This window comes from Mucilaginibacter sp. P2_A5, from assembly GCF_056404995.1.
In genome coordinates, this window is the sequence record NZ_JBFUCY010000003.1 from 182,974 (window position 1) to 202,706 (window position 19,733).

The following is a 19,733-nucleotide window of genomic DNA, read 5'->3' on the forward strand; positions in this document are numbered from 1 at the left end:
TTTTAAACGCTATCGTTTATACTTTAGTTAATCCAAATACGGTATACAGCAACACGCCTATAATACCCAGTACCATTACAAATATGTAAAACCCAACATTACCGGTTTGCAGTAAGCGTAAGCCCTTACTGGTTTCAATTGTACCTCTACCAATACCGTTTACCAGGCCATCGATGCCCATTTTATCTACTACTTTGTAGAAAAAGGTTGACAGGAAATCCAAAGGCTTACGGAAAAGAAAGTCGTACAGCTCATCAACATAAAATTTATGGTATGATAAGCTGGTTAACGCCGGGCGTTCTTCAGTATCAGCTGCCGGAACACGGCCGTTTTGTACATATTTAATATAAGCGTAAACCAATGCGACTAATGCTACTGTTACAGAAATTCCCATCAAAATCCATTCGGTGTTTGACGATAATTCATGCATAGGCAATACCGCTGTTGAGGCCTTAAATACAGGTGCAAGGAATTTTGCCAGTTCATGATGGCCGCCTAATACCTCAGGTACACCTATGAAACCACCTATGATGGATAAGATGGCTAATACAATTAAAGGAACAGTCATGGTAGCAGGTGACTCATGCAGATGATGTTCCTGCTCATGCGTTCCGCGGAACTTGCCCCAGAAGGTAAGGTACATCATCCGGAACATGTAGAAAGAGGTTAACATCGCTGTAAAAACACCTATTACATAAAATGTTGTGCTATGTTCGTAAGCGTGCGCTAAAATTTCGTCTTTTGAAAAGAAACCAGAGAATGGCGGGATACCAGATATCGCGATAGTACCTATCAGCATCGTTATAAAAGTAACAGGCAATTTGCCTCTCAGGCCACCCATTTTACGCATGTCCTGCTCACCGCTTACCGCGTGAATAACGGAACCCGCACCAAGGAATAATAAAGCCTTGAAGAAAGCGTGAGTTAACACGTGGAAGAAAGAACCTGTGTAAGCACCAACGCCCAGCCCTAAAAACATATAACCCAACTGCGATACGGTTGAGTAAGCCAGTACCTTTTTAATATCAGTTTGCGTAAGGGCAATTAGTGCAGCAAACAAGGCCGTAGCCAAACCTACTATCGCTACCGCTTCCATGGCAAATGGCGATAGTGTATAAATAATGTTTGAGCGGGCAATCATATAAATACCGGCTGTAACCATTGTGGCAGCATGTATTAATGCCGAAACCGGTGTCGGGCCGGCCATTGCATCCGGTAACCAGGTAAATAAAGGTAACTGTGCCGATTTACCCATAGCACCTACAAACAGCAGTAAAGCTATAGCCGTAAGCGGCGCTACACCAACTTTCATTGCGGCTACCTTAGGGAAAAGGGTTGCAAATTCAACGGTGCCAAAAGCGTAGATGATGAGGAATACGCCCATCAAAAAGCCAAGATCGCCAATACGGTTCATGATGAATGCCTTTTTAGCAGCATCCGCGTAGCTGGGATTGGTGTACCAGAAACCTATCAACAGGTATGAGCATAAACCAACGCCTTCCCATCCTATAAACATAATGATGTAGTTTGAACCCATCACCAGTAAAAGCATGAAAAACACAAACAGGTTCAAGTAAGCGAAAAACTTACCGAACCCTTTATCATCATGCATATAACCAATAGAGTACAGGTGTATCAGGAAACCTACACCTGTAATAATCAACAGCATGATAGAACTCAGCTGATCTACAAGAAACGCGAAAGGAACTTTTACAGGGCCTGCGTTGATCCACTCGAAATAATTAACGTTCATTACTCCGGTTGCTTTTACCTGGAAGAAAACAGCAATGCTTAAGGCAAAAGATGCCAATACAAGCGCACTGCCAATAAAGCCTATTACGCCTTTTGATAATGAATTACGGCCAAGTCCGTTAATAATAAAACCGGCTAACGGTAATATGGGAATAAGCCAGATGTATTGATTCATAAGCCCCCTCTAAATCTCCCCCAGTAGGGTGAGACTTTTATTTTTTAATTGTTCTATTTATAAACTTCTCCTGCGAAAAGCATTGAATACTCATTTTCTAACCCTCCCCCTTTAGGGGCCGGGGGGCTTCTACCACTTCAGCCTGTTCAGCACGTTAATGTCTATCGAATTTGTGTTCCTATAGATCATCACGATGATAGCCAAACCTACGGCTACTTCAGCCGCGGCCAACGCCATAATGAAGAATACGAAAACCTGGCCGGTAGCATCGCCCCTGTAAACAGAGAATGCGGTTAGCAACAGGTTTACCGAGTTCAGCATCAGCTCAACCGACATAAATATTACGATGGCATTGCGGCGGATTAATACGCCCATTACGCCTATCGAGAAAATAATAGCACTTAATAGTATGTAATGATTAAGCGGCACCGCGTGCATGGTATTTGTTAAACTTTCCATTATGCAGTTTTAGGGTCTTTTGTAGCCAGTAAAACAGCGCCTACCATTGCCGATAACAGCAATACAGACGATACTTCAAATGGCAATAAAAATTCGTTAAACAATACTTTACCCAGGTTTTTTACCAGGCCAAGGTCTGGGTTTTGCAGTACCACCGGGTTTGATGTAGCAACCAGTTTTAGTGATGAGGCAATTGCAACTGCAAGGATGCCGCCGCCAAATACACCGGCTATTTTAATCATAAACGGCTTAACCGGCTCACTTTCCTTGTTCAGGTTAATGAGCATCAGGGTGTACAGGAACAATACCAGGATAGCGCCCATATACACTATAAAATTTACGATTGCCAAAAACTGGGCATTCAGTAAAATATAGTGAATGGTGAACGTAAAAAAGGTAAGTATAAGATAAAGGATACTATGTACCGGATTTTTGGCCGAGATTACCAATATCGAAAAGAATATGGACAAAAACGCGATGAAGTAAAATGTACTCATGTTTATATTTACAAAATACCTTTGCCCTGCTTTAAGGTTGGGCAAAGGTATAAAACTTCTTTATTGATTTAAGGGTGCCTCTACTAATTTGTCTTTACCGTAAATAAAATCCTTCCTCAAATAATCGGCAGGTACAATATCTCCGTCAAGGTAAATGGCTTCTTTAGGGCAGGCCTCTTCGCATAAGCCGCAAAAAATACAGCGCAGCATGTTTATTTCGTAAACAGCAGCGTATTTTTCTTCACGGTACAGGTGCTCTTCGCCTTTCTGGCGCTCGGCGGCCGTCATGGTAATAGCTTCTGCGGGGCATGATAAAGCGCACAAACCACAGGCGGTGCAACGTTCTTTACCATCCTCATCGCGCTTAAGCGAGTGCATGCCGCGGAAGTTTTCAGAAAACTCGCGCTTCTCTTCAGGATAACTGATGGTTACCGGCTTCCTGAAAAAGTGCTTCATTGTAGTGGCCAAACCGCCAACAATGGCAGGCAGGTAAGCACGCTCCAGAAAATTGAGCGGCTTTACTTCCAATACTTTTTTCTTATTGCTTAATGATTCCATTTAATTAAAATCCAAGGTGTTTAAGTCCTGTGCTCACCACACCGGTAAGCACTATGTTGGCAATTGCCAATGGTATCAATATCTTCCAGCCCAGGTCCATCAACTGATCATAACGGAAACGTGGAATTGTCCAGCGTACCCACATAAAGAAGAAGATGAACAGGAATATTTTTGCAAAAAGGACAACGGTACCAATCAGCGGGCCAATTGCCGGGCCTACATGTGCAGTAACCCAATCCATACCCGGGTAGTTATAGCCGCCCCAATAAAGGGTAGCCATTACCGCCGATGAAATGAACATATTGATATATTCTGCAAATAGGTAGAAACCTAATTTCATTGATGAGTACTCAGTATGGTAACCACCAACCAGCTCGGTTTCGCACTCGGGCAAGTCAAACGGTGTGCGGTTAGTTTCAGCAAACGCACATACGATGAATATCAAAAAGCCTAACGGCTGACGCAGTATATTCCAGTTCCAGCCATGTTGCTGCTCGGCAATCTCCTTCAAACTTAATGTACCGGTAAGCATCAGCAAGGCAATGATGGATAAGCCCATCGAAATTTCGTAGCTGATGTTTTGCGATGCAGCACGGATAGCGCCAAGCAACGAGTATTTATTGTTTGATGCCCAACCGCCAATCATTACGCCATAAACACCTAATGACACCACGCCGAAGATATATAATACACCAACGTTAATATCGGTAACCTGCAAATCAATTGTGTGACCGCCGACAACCATTTTTTGGCCCCATGGAATAACCGCCGAACCTATACAGGCCGTTAATATAGCCAAACATGGGCCTACAATGAACAGAAAAGGTGTAGCGTTTGTGGGGATAATCTCTTCTTTCAAAAACATTTTACCGCCATCGGCAAGCGGCTGCAAAATACCCCACGGACCGGCACGGTTAGGGCCTATCCTATCCTGGAAAAACGCCGCTATTTTACGCTCGGCATAGGTTGAGTACATGGCCACAACCAAACTGATCAGGAAAATGATAACGATCAGTACAATCCTAAATATTAAATCGGTTCCCATTATAAGCGTGTATCCCTTTCAAATTGTTCTTTATTGGCTTCCAGTAATACCGGGTTGGTTTTAACAACCGGCAGCGGCGTAAACTCGTAATGATTTGAGCTGATAACCGATTTATGCGATATCTTCCGCGGGCCTTCAATTACCCAATCGGCCGTTTTCTTTTTATCAAAGCGGCAGGTATTGCAAATAAATTCTTCTACCTCGCCATAAACATCTTTACGGCCGGTTACCCTGATCACATCCTCGCCCTTATACCATAAAGTTACTTTACCACAGCATTTATCGCAATCGCGGTGCGCATCTACCGGCTTGGTAAACCATACACGGTTTTTAAAGCGGAAAGTTTTATCAGTTAACGCGCCTACCGGGCAAACATCAATTACGTTCCCTGAAAAATCGTTATCAACAGCTTTGCTGATATAGGTGGATATCTCAGAATGATCGCCCCTGTTCAGGATACCGTGCAAACGGGTATTGGTGATCTGGTCGGCAGTGAAAACACAACGGTAGCAAAGGATGCAACGCGTCATGTGCAGCTGAATTTTATCACCTATATCAATTTTTTCAAAAGTACGGCGATCAAATTCGTAACGGGTTTTAGCCGCTCCGTGCTCAAAGCCCAAATCCTGCAGGTGGCATTCGCCGGCCTGGTCGCATACAGGACAATCCAACGGGTGATTGATCAATAACATTTCAACTACACCTTTGCGGGCCTCAATAACTTCGGGCGATGTAATGTTTTGCACTTCCATGCCATCCATAACACCGGTACGGCATGATGCTACCAGTTTAGGCATAGGGCGCGGGTCTTTCTCAGATCCTTTGGTCACCTTAACCAAACAGGTACGGCATTTACCGCCACTGCCTTCCAGCTTGGAGTAATAGCACATAGCAGGCGGAACAATATCGCCACCTATCTGCCTCGCGGCATTAAGTATGCTTGTTCCTGGTTCTACTTCAACGGGTATTCCGTCTATGGTTACTTTCATCGACATTTTATATAACGTCCTTTGTATAAACTCTAAATCCTAATTTCTAAACTCTAAAGTTTAGAAGCGTTTTGTTCTCCGATATGTCATTGCGAGCGTAGCGTGGCAATCTCGTCGTATGCATAGTCGTCACCATTCCTATGAGATTGCTTCGTTCCTCGCAATGACATAGTGGAGTATTTATTGTATTATGCTAAAACCTCCGGTTTCGGCAATGGGTCCGCATAATGTGCCAATCCGAAATTACGAATTGTCGCTTCAGCTCCATTAGTTACGTGCCATTCAAACTCATCCCTAAAGTGGCGGATAGCGCTGGCTACAGGCCAGGCAGCCGCGTCACCAAGCGGGCAAATTGTATTTCCTTCAATTTTCTTAGATACATCAACCAACAAATCCATATCGCTCATTTTGCCATGGCCATGTTCTAAACGGTGCAATACTTTTTCCATCCATCCGGTACCTTCACGGCAGGGCGAACATTGTCCGCAGCTTTCGTGGTGGTAAAAACGGGTGAAGTTCCAGGTATTACGTACTATGCATTGGTCTTCGTCATAGGCTATAAAACCGCCCGAACCCATCATCGTTCCGCTTACAAATCCGCCATCGGCCAATGATTCATAGCTCATCAGGCGTGGTTCGTTGTTAATGGTTTTCAGGAACAGGTTAGCCGGTAAAATCGGTACAGATGAACCGCCCGCTACAACCGCCTTTAAGCGTTTGCCGTTGGCAATACCACCACAATATTCGTCGGAGTATAAAAATTCTTCAACAGGTAAGCCCAGGTCAATTTCGTAAACACCTGGCTTTTTAACGTTACCGCCAGCCGATATCAGCTTAGTACCCGTGCTTCTGCCTATACCTAATTTGGCATATTCGTCGCCACCTTCGTTAATAATAGGTACTACAGCGGCAATTGATTCCACATTGTTTACCACTGTTGGGCAGCCATACAAACCGGCAATAGCAGGGAATGGCGGTTTAATACGCGGGTTACCACGCTTGCCTTCCAATGACTCTAACAGGGCGGTTTCTTCTCCGCAGATGTATGCACCACCACCCGGTTGTACGTACAGCTCCAGGTCGTAACCCGATCCTAATATGTTTTTTCCTAAAAATCCTTTTGCTTTTGCTTCCGCGATGGCCCTTTCCAGGATGCGGATCTGCGGCATCATTTCGCCACGAACGTATATGTATGATGTCTTGGCGCCCAGCGCAAAGCTGGCCACAATCATCCCTTCAATTAATAAGTGAGGGATGTAAGTCATCAAATAACGGTCTTTAAAAGTACCCGGCTCCGATTCATCGGCATTACAAACCAGGTAACGTTCCACACCCTCGGGTTTAGCCAAAAAGCTCCACTTCATGCCGGTTGGGAAACCCGCACCACCACGACCGCGTAAGCCCGATTTTTTTACCTCTTCCACAATCGCTTCGGGCGTCATGGTTTTTAAAGCTTTCTCTACAGATGCATAGCCCCCCTTTTGGCGGTATACATCAAATGTATTGATGCCTGGTACGTTTATATGTTCTAAAAGTAATTTGCGTCCCATAGCTTTAATTTTTTGCTTTTGCCCTTAAATCGCTAACCAGCTTATCAACCGATTGGTTAGTTAAATTCTCGTAAAAAGTATATTCGGGGCCAATTTGTAAAACAGGACCATAGCCACAGGCTGCAAGGCACTCCACGCCCCTCCAGCTAAATAAGCCATCGGAAGTAACTTCGCCTTCGGGTACACCAAGCGTTTGCTCAATATGATCCATGATCTTATCGGCGCCTACAACGCCACATGGGCCTGTACGGCATACTTCCAATACATATTTACCACTTGGCTTAAGCAGGTACATGGTATAAAATGTAGCTACTTCATAAACCTCAATAGGTAATATATCCAAATAGGCTGCAACCTTATCCATAGCCTGGGGGCTTACCCAGCCAAATTCGGCCTGTACATAGTGCAGGATAGGCAACAATGCCGATTTTTGTTTACCTGCAGGATAGCGGGTAACCACATCAGCAAATTTATTCAGCAGTTCCGGGCTAAACTCAACCGAAACCTGAGTATCTTCAACTCTAAGCATCTAACTCTCCGGCTATAACGTTTAAACTACTCATATTAATAATCGCATCTGATAATAACATACCACGGCTCATGGGTGCATACATCTGGTAATTGATGAAGCTTGGCCTGCGGAAATGCAAACGGTATGGGCTGCGCCCGCCATCATTCACCAAATAAAAACCTAATTCGCCATTGGCACCTTCAACCGAATGATAAACCTCGGTATTAGGGGTTGGTATCTCGCCCATCACAATTTTAAAGTGATAGATCAAGGCTTCCATATTATTATAAACTTCTTCTTTTGGAGGCAGGTAAAACTCAGGCACATCGGCATGGAAAACATCCGATGGCTCTTTGTCAAGCTTAGTTAAAGCCTGGTCAATAATGCGTAAGCTCTGCCACATTTCCTCGTTGCGTACCAAAAAGCGGCTGTAAACATCGCCATTGGTACCAACAGGCACTTCAAATTCAAAATCTTCGTATGATGAGTATGGGTTCATGGCCCGTACATCGTAATCAACACCGGTGGCACGTAATATCGGGCCTGTCCAGCTATAGCTTAAAGCATCCTCGGCAGTAACAGCAGCCACGTCTTTTGTCCTGTCGACAAAGATGCGGTTACGGTTAAACAGCGATTCAAACTCTTTTAATGTTTTAGGGAAATCAATCAAAAACTTACGCAGTTTGGCAAAAGCGATTGAGTTAAAATTCCTTTCGAAACCACCAATACGACCAATGTTTGTAGTTAAACGACTGCCACAAACTTCTTCGTAAATTTCATATATGGCTTCGCGGAATTCCATCATGTAAAGGAAACCTGTGAAAGCGCCGGTATCTACACCCAATACACCGTTACAAACAATGTGATCGGCAATACGTGCCAGTTCCATTACAATTACACGCAGGTAATCAACACGTTTTGGAGTAGTGATCCCCAACAGTTTTTCTACCGTCATATGCCAGCCCATGTTGTTGATGGGTGATGAACAGTAGTTAAGCCTGTCGGTTAACGGGGTTATCTGATAAAAAGGGCGGTGCTCGGCAATTTTTTCAAATGCGCGGTGAATATACCCAATGGTTGATACGCCGCTCACAATTCTTTCACCATCCAACTGCAGCACGTTTTGAAACACACCGTGGGTTGCAGGGTGAGTTGGGCCGAGGTTTAAGGTAGAAAGCTCGTTTTGCGGATCGTTATCTGTATATACAGGATGGTTTTGCATCAGTATAATTTAATTTTCTTTTATATCGTGATACCGCTTAAGGTTTCCCTTTGCGGCATATGTTATCTTCCGAAAAAGTAATCCTTTTTGTCAACACGGTTAGGATCTTCCAACGGGAATTCTTTTCGCATCGGGAAAGCGGTCATGTCGTCAACGTTCAAAATACGACGCAGGTCAGGGTGACCATCGAAGATCACTCCAAAAAAGTCGTAAGTTTCGCGTTCCATCCAATTAGCACCTTCCCACAACACCGTAGCTGTTGGGATATGTACATCGCCATCAACCAAAAATACCTTTATCCTGATACGGGTATTGGTAGTAAGGCTGTGCAAATGGTAAATAATGCCAATCTGCTTTTCCTGCTCAGGATAGTGGATGCCGGTAATATCTGTTAAAAATATAAATTTAAGGGCCGGATCGGTTTTCAGGAAAGCAAGCAGGTCGATGATCTGCTCCCGGCTTGTTTCTACAGTAAGTAAACCGTATGGTTCACCCACTAAAGTCACCTGCTCACCAAATTTTTCGCCGATTCTTTTTAAAAGCTCTTCGTTGGGTATCTGGGCCATTATTATTGAATTCCGTATTTAGCTAATAATTCCTGGTATTTAGGCTCATTTCTTCTGCGCACTGTTTCAGTTTTCACCAGCTCCTGTATGTTCATAAACCCATCAATAATGGCTTCGGGACGTGGCGGACAACCAGGCACGTAAACATCAACCGGGATAATCTCGTCAATACCCTGCAAAACAGAATAAGTATCAAATATACCACCGCTTGACGCGCAGGCACCAACAGCCATAACCCAACGTGGTTCGGCCATTTGCAGGTAAACCTGGCGCAGTACAGGAGCCATTTTTTTAGCTATAGTACCCATAACCATCAGCAAATCTGCCTGGCGTGGCGAAAAGCTTAAACGCTCGGCGCCAAAACGCGAAAGATCATAATGTGAAGCCATTGTTGCCATAAATTCAATACCACAGCAGGATGTGGCAAAAGGCAGTGGCCATAGTGAATTGGCGCGGGCAAGGCCAACCGCTTTATCAAGCGAGGTAGCAAAAAAACCCGAACCCTCAACCCCTAAAGGAGCGTTAACTATTTGAATATCACTCATTGACTAATGTTAATAGAAAACATTACCTGCTATAACAGGTAACGAGTGCAAAATTACGTAAATAACGATGTAAATGGTACACTATGACACTTCAAAGGCTATATTTAGAATCGTTCTAAAGAGCCAACCCCCTATAAATCTCCCCCGGTAGGGGAGACTTTAAAACAAGATTTTAAAGCAGCATATCCAAGTCCTCCCTACCGGGGAGGATTATTCACATTTTAATTTATTTAATAAATGTGTTCATGCTGCTCCGCAGTTAGGTGGGGCTTAATCCCAGTCTAAGGCGCCCTTTTTAATAACGTAGATAAAGCCCAGCAAAAGTGTGGCCATGAAAATGAACATCTCTATCATTCCCTGCTCGCCCATGGCTTTAAAATTAACTGCCCATGGGTACATGAAAATAACCTCCACATCAAACAATACAAACAGGATGGCTACCAGGAAATACTTGATCGAAATAGGTGTACGGGCATTACCCACCACCTCGATACCCGATTCAAAGGGCGTAAGCTTATCTTTTGTTTTACGTTTAGGGCCAATTTTATGTGTTACAAACATGGTAGTAACAACAAATCCTAACGCCACCAGCATCTGAAATATAATGGGCAAATAGCTACCCGGTAAACTGTGTGCTTCCATGCTGCAAATATACTAATGGATTGATAATAAAAAAGCCTTATTAGATTCAAGAGTCAAGAATCAAGAGTTAAGACAAAAAATCAGCAGTTTGCGTACCGTAAATCAAACTTGCGAAGTTTTAAAAACTTCGCAAGTTTCCAGGCGACAACATCGCCCGCTTTTTGTGTTAACGCTTAAGCCTCGCGCAAAAAAAGAGTCAGGACGAGAACTGCTGTGCAATTCCATCCTGACTCTTGAATCTTATCTCTTGATTCTAAAAACTACTTGCTTTTACCAGCTCCACCTTTACGGGAGAAGTAAGCGGCAGCTTGTTTATTAGTAGGATCGTTATCCCTTGCTTTAGTATAGTTTTCAGCGGCTTTAGCGTCGTCCTTCTCCTTAAACTCATAGAAGGCACCTAAATAAGCATAAGCCTCGGCCAGGTTCTTTTTATCTGCATCGGCAACAGGGCTTTTAGCTGTAACTATTTGGATATATTGCTCATAATATGGCTTTGCAAATCCTTTTATGTTATTACGATCAGCCTCTTTGTAGTCATTAGCACGAGCCTGAAATATAGCCACAGCCCCTATAGGATTTGCAGCTTTATGCTGAATATAGCTAAATGCCGAATCGGCTTTGGTCAGCAAGGTCGAATCTGGTGTAGGTTTTGGCGTAGCTTTGCTAAAATATTGATCCTGATAAGCAAAATAGTAGCTTGTTCCTTCACGTAAATAATCGTTAAGGGTGGCTTTTCTTGATTTAGCGATAAAGGCTGCATAAGCGTCACCTGCCCCTTTATATTTCTTTTGGCCATAAAGTGACTTAGCAATTTCGCCATAAACATCAGTCTGCGTTGAGTCGAGTTCTAAAGCCTTCTTTAAAGTATTGATACCAACGGAATCTTGACCAGATGCCATTTGAATACGGCCAAGGTATAAATAATCACGTGGTACAATCCTTTTTGGCTCTGCCTTTGCTAACCAGGTATTCATCGCGGTTAAAGCTGTCGGATAATCTTTATTCTCGTAAGCTGCATAAGCCTGGTAACGATAAGCCCTTAAGTTTGATCTTACTGATTTAACCAGGTCAGCAGCCACAGGCTGTAACTCGGCGTATTGACCGGCACTAATCAGGAAGTCGGCATAACGCATTTGCGATTCTGGCGACTGATCTGTTAAGCTGATGAATTTTTTGTATTGCTCAACCGCGGCTTTGATTTTTTCAGATGCCATTTTAGGGTCTGTACTTGCCCAACGGTTATCTGTTTCGGCCCATTCCCTGTAAGCAGGACCATAGTTAGGATCGATAGCCAATGCATCTTTAAACTGTTGTTCCGAATCTGTAAAGTTATTGGCATATCTCCACAAAACACCGGTTGCTACTTTGGCAGCAGCGTTTTTAGGATCAATAGTTGATGCATCTGAATAAGCCTGGTAAGCCTCGTTACTTTTAATTTGTGAAGCATAGGCATCACCTAAAGTAATCAATAGCTCCACATCCTTAGGAGCAACTACCTTGCCTTTTTGTAGCACCGCAATTGCAGCGCTCGCATCGTCAACAGATACTTTACCATCCGCAGTTACCGGCAGTAAATAAGCCTTACCCACAAATACGTAAGGCTTCGCGTTTTTACCTGCAAGGGCTACGGCCTGGTTAAAGTTTGTTGTTGCGCCTGCTTTGTCTTTATCTAAACGGGCAACAGCACCTAAACCGGCATAGTTTAACCCCGATTTTGGGTTTACGGCAATACCTTTGTTAAAGGCCGCCTTAGCCGAGTCGGTGTAATCCTGTTTGATGTACACCCAACCCAGGTAAAAGAAATTCTCGTCCTTATCGGCCTGCGTGGTCGTAAGGTTTTTAAGCATCGATTTGGCTTTTTGATATTGTTCGGCGTCAATAGCTTTTTTGGCGTCGGCTAGACTTTGCGCAAAAACTGATGATGAACCTATTAATACCAGTCCTAATGTTGCCTTAGCTATTTTACTGATCATTTTCATCTAATTTAGTTATTATTTACTTTTTAAAATTATCTCTCTCGGTGGTATCGAATCGGGTAACAAACCCGATCTCAATATTATGCGCTGGCCTACATCGCTTCCTAAAAATGTTGCAAAACCGAGGGCCAAACCAACTTTGCTTGAACTATTAACCAGGTACAACCCTCTACTCAAGGGATACTGCTTTAAGACAAGCGATTCCTGCGAAGGTTTAAAGTACTCGTTGGGGTACTGCTTATTGCCCTCATCCTTAACTGCTACAATCTTAACATTGTCTGCAAAAGCAGCAATATCTTCACCCGGGTCATTCAGCCAGCTAAAACCAGTGATGCCTAAGGCGTCCGGGTGTTCACTAACGTATTTAATAACCTCTTTGTTTGATTTAAGGGCGTAAATGTTTTTTTGTTTAAACTCCTTGTTACCAGAAAACTCTTTCAAATATCTTACCAAACTCGAATTTGGGTTATCAAAAACAATTATTTTATTCAAATCGCCCTGCCCATTCAACATTTTCTTTAACGTGCTTACAGTAATTAACGTATCAGCTGAAGTTTTATTAACTATTAATGCTATAGCATCAACGGCAAAACGTTGTGAATTTACACTTAAACCATGCCTTATGATAACATTTCGCTCAGCGGTATCCAAGTCACGGGCCAAAAAAGCCAAACGGACACTGTCGTTTAGCAACATGTTAATTGCCTGGTTTTCCGGACGGTACAAAAATATCGGGTTGGCATCGGCATGTCTGCTCTTAAATACAAATTCCTCTTGTCCGATGATTGGTGCAAAAGATTCATCGGTAACAAACTTAACCGTGCCTGTATAAAAAGTATCGCTACTCGATTTTTCTTTAACCCGGGGCTGGCAGGCTTGTATCACCAATACCGCAAGAACAAAAAAAACGCATTTAATTGTAAAGCTATTCTTCATCTTTATCTTTTCTAAACACCCTTGAGAAACGCAAAACGGCGTATATAATTATAAAACCCCCGAAAAGCTTCCGCTGGTATGGCTCCAGTTGTAACGGGAGCCTGTCCCACAACATGATCATTAAGCCTAAAACTATAAAGCAAATAAATGCGGCAGTTCCTAAAATAAGCAAAAACCGCCTTTTGGGCGATTTTTGCTCTTTATTGAAATTAATTGACATTGTCTTAATTATCGGCAGCTAACGCAAAGCTTACCGGTACACTATATTGTACACGTACCGGGCGGCCATTCTGAATACCCGGTTTCCATTTTGGCGATGATTTTAACGCACGAACAGCTTCGGCATCAGTACCAGGACTAAGGCTTCTTGAAACCTTAATATCAGTTAACGAACCATCACGTTCCACAACGAAAGTAAGAATTACACGTCCTTGTGTACCGTTTTCACGGTCAACAGCAGGGTAACGGATAGTTTTGCTCAGGTAAGCGATAAATTTATCCTGGCCTCCAGGAAACTCAGGTAAATTTTCAACTGACGCGAAGATCTTATTAGGGTCTTCCTCAACAACCTGCTTAATATCTGAATTACCTACCGGCTCATCAATTCTGATGTCCTGGTTAGGATCACCTTTCTGATCTTTCTGACCAGGGTCGGCCACCTGGAGTTCCTTCACCGTTGGCGGATCTTTTTCCTTAACCTCATTGTCTGGTTTTACAATCGGAGGCGGGAAACGCACCTGGTCAACTTTTGGTTTTGGTGGTTCTGGTGGCGGCGGAGGTGGTTTTTTGGTTTGATCCACGGGTGGTGGCGGTAACAGCACTACGTCTGTTATCTTCACCTTGTCATCAGCCTTGGGGATAAATCCCTTGATCTTCGCTATAATAGTAGGCATAGAAACAACCAAAACAAAAAACACAATGGCATAAATAAGTGCCCTTGAAGTGGTCTTTGAATTTTCTCTTCTTAGAATATAAGCACCGTAGTTCTTATTCCTGCTATTAAAAACAACGTCGATCCATTTCTGATCTAATATGTCTAATTTTGATCCGAACATCTGTTACGCTTTAATAGTAATTAACGTTATTTAAAATTATTTGTTATCGTTGTAAATATTCTCCCTTTTCAGCAATTCAATTTCAGGAGCTGTTATATCAACGATACCATACATTGTTATGTTAGTGATAGCCATTTCATCCAAAACACTTACCATATTTTTGTATTTTGATTTATCGCTTGGTTTTATCACAACAAACATAACCTTGCCTGTTTTTGCCTGCACATCTTTACCTTTTTCAATCAGCAGCTTACGCAAACCATCCGGTTTGTAATTCGTAACTTCCGGAGCCGATTTTCCTGGCTCGCCCAGGTACCACTCCAGTTTATCATCGCTGCCTAACAAAAGGGTTAATGAACGTGAAGCTGCGATAGGCAACTGATCTTTAGTTTTCTCATCCTTATCAGGCATTGCAAGGTCCATCGCTTTTGATTTGGCCAATGTTGTGGTCATGATAAAGAAAGTAATCAGCAAGAATGCAAGATCAACCATTGCGGTTAAATCTACACGGGTTGATTGCTTTTTACTTCTAACCTTCCCGCCTTTGTGTTTGCCTCCCCCGGAGGTATCTAATTCTGCCATGACTCTTTATTTTTTAGGCGCGCCGCCGGCAGCACCCAGATCTGTTATTAAACTAAACTTGTTAACTTTTTGCTTTTGCAAAATACCTACAACATCCTTAATAACCGGGTACGCTTCTTTGCTGTCACCTTTAATAGCCACGCGCAGTTGCACGTTGTGCAATGCAACGGTAGCCTTACGGGCCTCACGGATCCAGTTAAACAATTCGTTGCTTACAGAATCCCTTGGGATACCTGGCTGAACATACTTTTTCTGCTGATCTGCACTTAAAGCAATAAATTGTTTCATTTGGTTAAAGGGCACACCTACAGACGTCATAGTTGAAAACCTGTTTAACTCCTCGGGGGTAAAAGAAACTTTGTAGATCTCTCCCATTTGGGTTAAAGTTTGTTTGCGTATATCTGTTCCCTCAACTCCGAAAAACGCTTTCTGAGATCCTACAGATATTGTAGCAAAGTCAGCTTCAGGCACCGGCTGCTGGATAGAAGATCTTGGTATATCAATAGGTACCGGATCTTCGGTTTTTGGTTTTGCAGTTAATATAAAGAAAGTTAGCAACAGGAACGCCACGTCGCACATGGCGGTCATGTCGATTGCTGTACTCTTTCTTGGGACTTTTATCCTTGCCATTTTAATTTCTTTTAAAAATATATAGTATTAAACTTTTACAAAATCTTTTGCCGGATACTTATTAATTAGGGCAAAAAACTAAATACTTATATATTCTTATTTGTTTTTATGTGACGAAGCAAATGTTTGCACGATGCTGAAACCAGTTTCGTCGATAGCGTAAGTCAGTTTATCAATTTTTGATGTAAACACATTGTACATGATAATTGAGATAGCTGAAGTACTGATACCAAATGCAGTGTTAATCAACGCTTCAGAGATGTGGGCAGATAGTTCAACCTGGTTAGGCACACCAGAAGTTGCTAACGCCGAGAACGCACCAATCATACCTACAACCGTACCTAACAAACCTGTTAATGTACCGATAGATACTAATGTAGCAATAATGGTTAAGTTTTGCTCTAACATTGGCATTTCTAAAGCTGTTGCTTCTTCGATGTCTTTTTGGATAGCTAATGTTTTTTGATCTACATCCAGGTTTGGCTCAGCTTCCATTTCGCCATATTTTTTCAATGCCGATTTGATAACTGCTGCTACAGAACCTTTTTGTTTATCGCACTCAGCCGATGCAGCTGCGATATTGCCTGCGTTAAGGGCTGCCTGTACTTTTCTAACAAATGAATCTACGCTGCCTGTACCTGATGCTTTGCCAATTACCACAAAACGCTCGATAGAGAAAACGATAACCATTAATAAAAAAGACATGATCAAAGGTACAATCACACCACCTTTATGTATGGTACCATAGATATCTGTAGGTTCAGCTTTGGGATCGCCGCCTTTAAAGTGACTCGGATCGCCAAGTATGAATATAAAAATACAAATTGCTACTACTATACAAATTGGAATAGTTAAAGAAGCAAATATGCCAGATGCACTTGAGCTTTCTTGTTTAACAGGAGTAGTTGGTTTTGTTGGTGCGTTTGCCATTACTTTTAAAATTTTAGTTTTAGTTTTTGTTTATGTTATAAGTTAGTTAAATGTGCTTTTAAATGCGAATAACAAAAATAGAATTTTATTGAAATAAAAAAACCATTTATATTATTCTTTACAATTTTTTAATACCAAATTACATTTTGTGTGCAATTGGATATAAATAACGTAATACCGATAAATTATTGTGTGTTGCCACTACAATTATTTGCAATGAAAACCATTTTTTTTAATATTATCAAGCAATAGTGATAAAATTTATGCTACTATTTCGTTACACACATGTTATGTGCTTTAATTGTTATGTTGCAATAACCGGTTTAAAATGATGTTTTAGTGTATAAAATACGCTATGATGCCGCCTAATATATAGGCTATGAAGCACTTATAAACTATCCGCCCGCTTTTTTTACTTTATAGCCATCGGTTTGTAACAGTATCAGTATTTTATCCCTGAAATCGCCCTGTATCAATATTTCAGCATCTTTTACCGAACCGCCTACCCCACATTTTGTTTTTAATTTTTTGCCAATGGCCTCCAAATCGGCATCGGTGCCTATAAAACCGCTCACCCTGGTTACCAGTTTGCTGCCGCCTTTACGGTCGAGGTATATTTTCAGGTTTTGTTGTTGCGGAGGCAGCGTTTGCGCGTTAGGCCCGCCATTTTCCTGGTATTCAAAATCGGGGTTGGTGGAATAAACCACCCCTGTAAAATTCTTTTTTGCCATGATTATTAATTTTTATAGCCCGGCCCTACAATAACCTTTAACGACTTTGGCACTATATTAATATGTAAACCGGCCTGCATCACCTGCGGCTCGCCGTCCAGGTGTATTGGCCCCGGGCCCAGCCTTGTAATATGAATGTCCTTCCCTTTTATAATTTCGATATATGTTGACGCCTCAATTGTTTTCAGCATTAACCGCGCACCAATCTCAGGCAGTCGCCAAACCGGGAATTTGCTGATTACGCAAATATCCAGCAAACCATCCTGTACCGATGCCCTGGGGGCAATATGCACATCGTTGCCCCATTGCGATGAATTGGCTATACTTATAATAAAAGCATCGCGTTCATATTTTTTGCCATCAATTTCGAGCCAATATTTTTTAGGCTGGTAACTCATGATCTCCTGCATGGTTGATTTGATGTAGGTTAAAAAACCCCGTTTTTTGCCATGCGAAAATACTTCGGCTATGTGGGCGTCAAACCCCATGCCAGCCATATTAAAAAAAGGCTGGCCGTTCATCAGCCCCGAATCGATGGTTTCAACCTTATAACCACCCAGTGTTTTAATAGATGCCGCAGTATCCATGGGGATGCCTAAAAAACGCGCCAAACCATTACCCGAACCAAAAGGCACAATGCCCAGCGCGGTAGTGCTGCCTACTATAGCCGATGAAATTTCATTAACAGTACCATCGCCGCCAACAGCGGCTACAATATCAAACTTACCCGCCGCTTCGGTGGCTATCTGCTGCGCGTGCGAAACACCATCGGTGTATATTATATGGTAATCAAATGCATTTTTATCAAGGTGTTGATCTATCAGCTCCGGCACCCCATCCTTCTTCTTGCCCCCTGCTATGGGGTTTATTATAAACAACGCTTTACGTTTCAATTATCTGTATTATTTAAAGTATCAAAAGTAAATGTATTTTCGGCTTTGTAAAATTTGTTTTATTTTTGCCACCCGAAAGTGGACTGATTTAATACCCTTTATCAAAAGGAAAGGATTGCAACCACGTAAAAAAGTGCTAATACCCATGCTTCTTTTTACTACGATCCCTCAAAAATCCCCGCTTGGCTGTTTCAAATTAATTGTATAAAAAGTTTATATGCCATATTTATTTACCTCTGAATCCGTATCAGAAGGACACCCGGATAAAGTTGCCGACCAGATTTCAGACGCGCTGATTGATCATTTTTTAGCATTCGACCCCAATTCAAAAGTAGCCTGCGAAACACTGGTAACTACCGGGCAGGTAATTTTAGCCGGCGAAGTAAAATCAAAAGCCTATTTAGATGTGCAAAAAATAGCCCGTGAGGTAATTAACAAAATTGGTTACACCAAAGGCGAATATATGTTTGATGGCAGCTCGTGCGGCGTACTATCAGCCATTCACGAGCAATCGCCTGATATTAACCAGGGGGTTGAACGCAAAGCACCTGAAGAACAAGGTGCCGGCGACCAGGGCATGATGTTTGGCTATGCCACCAACGAGACTGACAACTATATGCCCCTGGCATTGGATATTGCCCATGCTTTATTAATAGAGCTTGCCGCCATCCGCCGCGAAAACAATGAGATCAAATACCTTCGCCCGGATGCAAAATCGCAGGTTACGCTGGAGTATAGCGATGACAACCAGCCACAGCGTATAGATGCCATCGTAATATCAACCCAACACGACGATTTTGACGAAGAAACAGCGATGCTGGCCAAAATCAGTTCGGATATTATCAGCATCCTGATCCCTCGCGTTGAAGCAAAATATCCAAAATATGCGCACTTTTTTAACGATCAGATTAAATATCACATTAACCCAACCGGTAAATTTGTTATAGGTGGCCCACATGGCGATACCGGCCTAACCGGCCGTAAAATTATTGTGGATACTTATGGCGGCAAAGGCGCACACGGTGGCGGTGCTTTTTCTGGCAAAGACCCTTCAAAGGTTGATCGTTCTGCTGCTTACGCAACCCGCCATATAGCCAAAAACCTGGTTGCTGCCGGTGTGTGCAGCGAAGTTTTGGTACAGGTATCATACGCCATTGGCGTTGCCCAGCCTATGGGTATTTACGTAAACACCTACGGCACTGCCAAAGTTGCTTTGCATGACGGCGAAATAGCGAAAAAAGTAGAAGAGGTATTTAACATGACCCCTTACGCTATTGAAACCCGCTTTAAACTGCGTAACCCTATTTATAGCGAGACCGCAGCTTACGGCCACTTTGGTAAACCAAATGAAACCGTAACCAAAACCTTTATTGCCCATGACGGCAGCGAGTTGGTACGCGAGGTAGAGTTGTTTACCTGGGAAAAGCTGGATTACGTAGATAAAGTAAAAGCAGCTTTTGGCTTGTAAACACTTGATTATCACAAATGA

Annotated in this window: 22 protein-coding genes; 1 reads left to right on the plus strand and 21 read right to left on the minus strand. The window is 42.6% G+C overall.

Annotation, left to right across the window (positions count from 1 at the left end):
• Positions 1-16: 16 nt before the first annotated feature.
• From nuoL to AC1DXF_RS04115, 21 genes are all read right to left on the minus strand, one after another.
• The gene (gene nuoL, locus AC1DXF_RS04015) at positions 17-1,927 is read right to left on the minus strand and encodes an NADH-quinone oxidoreductase subunit L (protein ID WP_477446365.1); all 1,911 of its coding nucleotides are present in this window, start codon (positions 1,925-1,927) and stop codon (positions 17-19) included.
• Positions 1,928-2,056: 129 nt separating this feature from the next.
• Positions 2,057-2,386, minus strand: coding sequence for an NADH-quinone oxidoreductase subunit NuoK (gene nuoK / locus AC1DXF_RS04020; RefSeq protein WP_090651799.1), 330 nt, complete (start codon positions 2,384-2,386; stop codon positions 2,057-2,059).
• Complete coding sequence (locus AC1DXF_RS04025) at positions 2,386-2,883, minus strand: NADH-quinone oxidoreductase subunit J family protein (protein WP_477446367.1); 498 nt, start codon at positions 2,881-2,883, stop codon at positions 2,386-2,388. Before AC1DXF_RS04025 ends, nuoK begins: the two co-directional genes overlap by 1 nt.
• Before the next feature lie 60 nt (positions 2,884-2,943).
• Positions 2,944-3,441 (minus strand): NuoI/complex I 23 kDa subunit family protein, encoded by a 498-nt coding sequence (locus tag AC1DXF_RS04030; protein ID WP_090651798.1) that lies wholly within the window; start codon positions 3,439-3,441, stop codon positions 2,944-2,946.
• Between the two features lie 4 nt (positions 3,442-3,445).
• On the minus strand, positions 3,446-4,486 hold the full coding sequence (nuoH, locus tag AC1DXF_RS04035; protein ID WP_477446370.1) for an NADH-quinone oxidoreductase subunit NuoH: 1,041 nt from the start codon (positions 4,484-4,486) through the stop codon (positions 3,446-3,448).
• Complete coding sequence (locus tag AC1DXF_RS04040; protein ID WP_439699265.1) at positions 4,486-5,475, minus strand: NADH-quinone oxidoreductase subunit G; 990 nt, start codon at positions 5,473-5,475, stop codon at positions 4,486-4,488. Before AC1DXF_RS04040 ends, nuoH begins: the two co-directional genes overlap by 1 nt.
• Before the next feature lie 188 nt (positions 5,476-5,663).
• Positions 5,664-7,025 (minus strand): NADH-quinone oxidoreductase subunit NuoF, encoded by a 1,362-nt coding sequence (gene nuoF / locus AC1DXF_RS04045; protein ID WP_477446372.1) that lies wholly within the window; start codon positions 7,023-7,025, stop codon positions 5,664-5,666.
• Between the two features lie 4 nt (positions 7,026-7,029).
• Positions 7,030-7,554: an NADH-quinone oxidoreductase subunit NuoE family protein gene (locus tag AC1DXF_RS04050; RefSeq protein WP_477446374.1), complete on the minus strand. Its 525-nt coding sequence runs from the start codon at positions 7,552-7,554 to the stop codon at positions 7,030-7,032.
• Entirely contained in the window at positions 7,547-8,758 is a 1,212-nt protein-coding gene (locus AC1DXF_RS04055; protein ID WP_477446376.1) for an NADH-quinone oxidoreductase subunit D, read from the minus strand. The genes AC1DXF_RS04050 and AC1DXF_RS04055 overlap by 8 nt, the downstream gene beginning before the upstream one ends.
• Positions 8,759-8,820: 62 nt before the next feature.
• On the minus strand, positions 8,821-9,324 hold the full coding sequence (locus AC1DXF_RS04060; RefSeq protein ID WP_477446378.1) for an NADH-quinone oxidoreductase subunit C: 504 nt from the start codon (positions 9,322-9,324) through the stop codon (positions 8,821-8,823).
• A 2-nt stretch (positions 9,325-9,326) separates the two neighbouring features.
• Positions 9,327-9,869, minus strand: coding sequence for an NADH-quinone oxidoreductase subunit B (locus AC1DXF_RS04065; RefSeq protein ID WP_477446380.1), 543 nt, complete (start codon positions 9,867-9,869; stop codon positions 9,327-9,329).
• 270 nt (positions 9,870-10,139) lie between these two features.
• Positions 10,140-10,511 (minus strand): NADH-quinone oxidoreductase subunit A, encoded by a 372-nt coding sequence (locus AC1DXF_RS04070; protein WP_090651790.1) that lies wholly within the window; start codon positions 10,509-10,511, stop codon positions 10,140-10,142.
• A 260-nt stretch (positions 10,512-10,771) separates the two neighbouring features.
• Positions 10,772-12,490 carry a tetratricopeptide repeat protein gene (locus tag AC1DXF_RS04075; RefSeq protein WP_477446382.1) on the minus strand — a complete coding sequence of 573 codons (1,719 nt, stop codon included), beginning with the start codon at positions 12,488-12,490 and terminating at the stop codon, positions 10,772-10,774.
• A 12-nt stretch (positions 12,491-12,502) separates the two neighbouring features.
• On the minus strand, positions 12,503-13,423 hold the full coding sequence (locus AC1DXF_RS04080; RefSeq protein ID WP_477446384.1) for a PstS family phosphate ABC transporter substrate-binding protein: 921 nt from the start codon (positions 13,421-13,423) through the stop codon (positions 12,503-12,505).
• Positions 13,413-13,643: a hypothetical protein gene (locus AC1DXF_RS04085; protein ID WP_477446386.1), complete on the minus strand. Its 231-nt coding sequence runs from the start codon at positions 13,641-13,643 to the stop codon at positions 13,413-13,415. The genes AC1DXF_RS04080 and AC1DXF_RS04085 overlap by 11 nt, the downstream gene beginning before the upstream one ends.
• A 4-nt stretch (positions 13,644-13,647) precedes the next feature.
• On the minus strand, positions 13,648-14,478 hold the full coding sequence (locus tag AC1DXF_RS04090) for an energy transducer TonB (RefSeq protein ID WP_477446388.1): 831 nt from the start codon (positions 14,476-14,478) through the stop codon (positions 13,648-13,650).
• A 36-nt stretch (positions 14,479-14,514) separates the two neighbouring features.
• Positions 14,515-15,060: an ExbD/TolR family protein gene (locus AC1DXF_RS04095; protein ID WP_477446390.1), complete on the minus strand. Its 546-nt coding sequence runs from the start codon at positions 15,058-15,060 to the stop codon at positions 14,515-14,517.
• A gap of 6 nt (positions 15,061-15,066) precedes the next feature.
• Entirely contained in the window at positions 15,067-15,690 is a 624-nt protein-coding gene (locus AC1DXF_RS04100; protein ID WP_477446392.1) for an ExbD/TolR family protein, read from the minus strand.
• A 96-nt stretch (positions 15,691-15,786) separates the two neighbouring features.
• On the minus strand, positions 15,787-16,620 hold the full coding sequence (locus AC1DXF_RS04105; RefSeq protein ID WP_477446394.1) for a MotA/TolQ/ExbB proton channel family protein: 834 nt from the start codon (positions 16,618-16,620) through the stop codon (positions 15,787-15,789).
• A 395-nt stretch (positions 16,621-17,015) separates the two neighbouring features.
• Positions 17,016-17,351, minus strand: coding sequence for a translation initiation factor (locus tag AC1DXF_RS04110; protein WP_477446396.1), 336 nt, complete (start codon positions 17,349-17,351; stop codon positions 17,016-17,018).
• 5 nt (positions 17,352-17,356) lie between these two features.
• The gene (locus AC1DXF_RS04115; RefSeq protein ID WP_477446398.1) at positions 17,357-18,244 is read right to left on the minus strand and encodes a diacylglycerol/lipid kinase family protein; all 888 of its coding nucleotides are present in this window, start codon (positions 18,242-18,244) and stop codon (positions 17,357-17,359) included.
• Positions 18,245-18,461: 217 nt separating this feature from the next.
• Between AC1DXF_RS04115 and metK the strand changes: the two genes are divergently transcribed.
• Complete coding sequence (gene metK / locus AC1DXF_RS04120) at positions 18,462-19,712, plus strand: methionine adenosyltransferase (RefSeq protein WP_477446400.1); 1,251 nt, start codon at positions 18,462-18,464, stop codon at positions 19,710-19,712.
• The last annotated feature ends 21 nt before the right edge of the window (positions 19,713-19,733 follow it).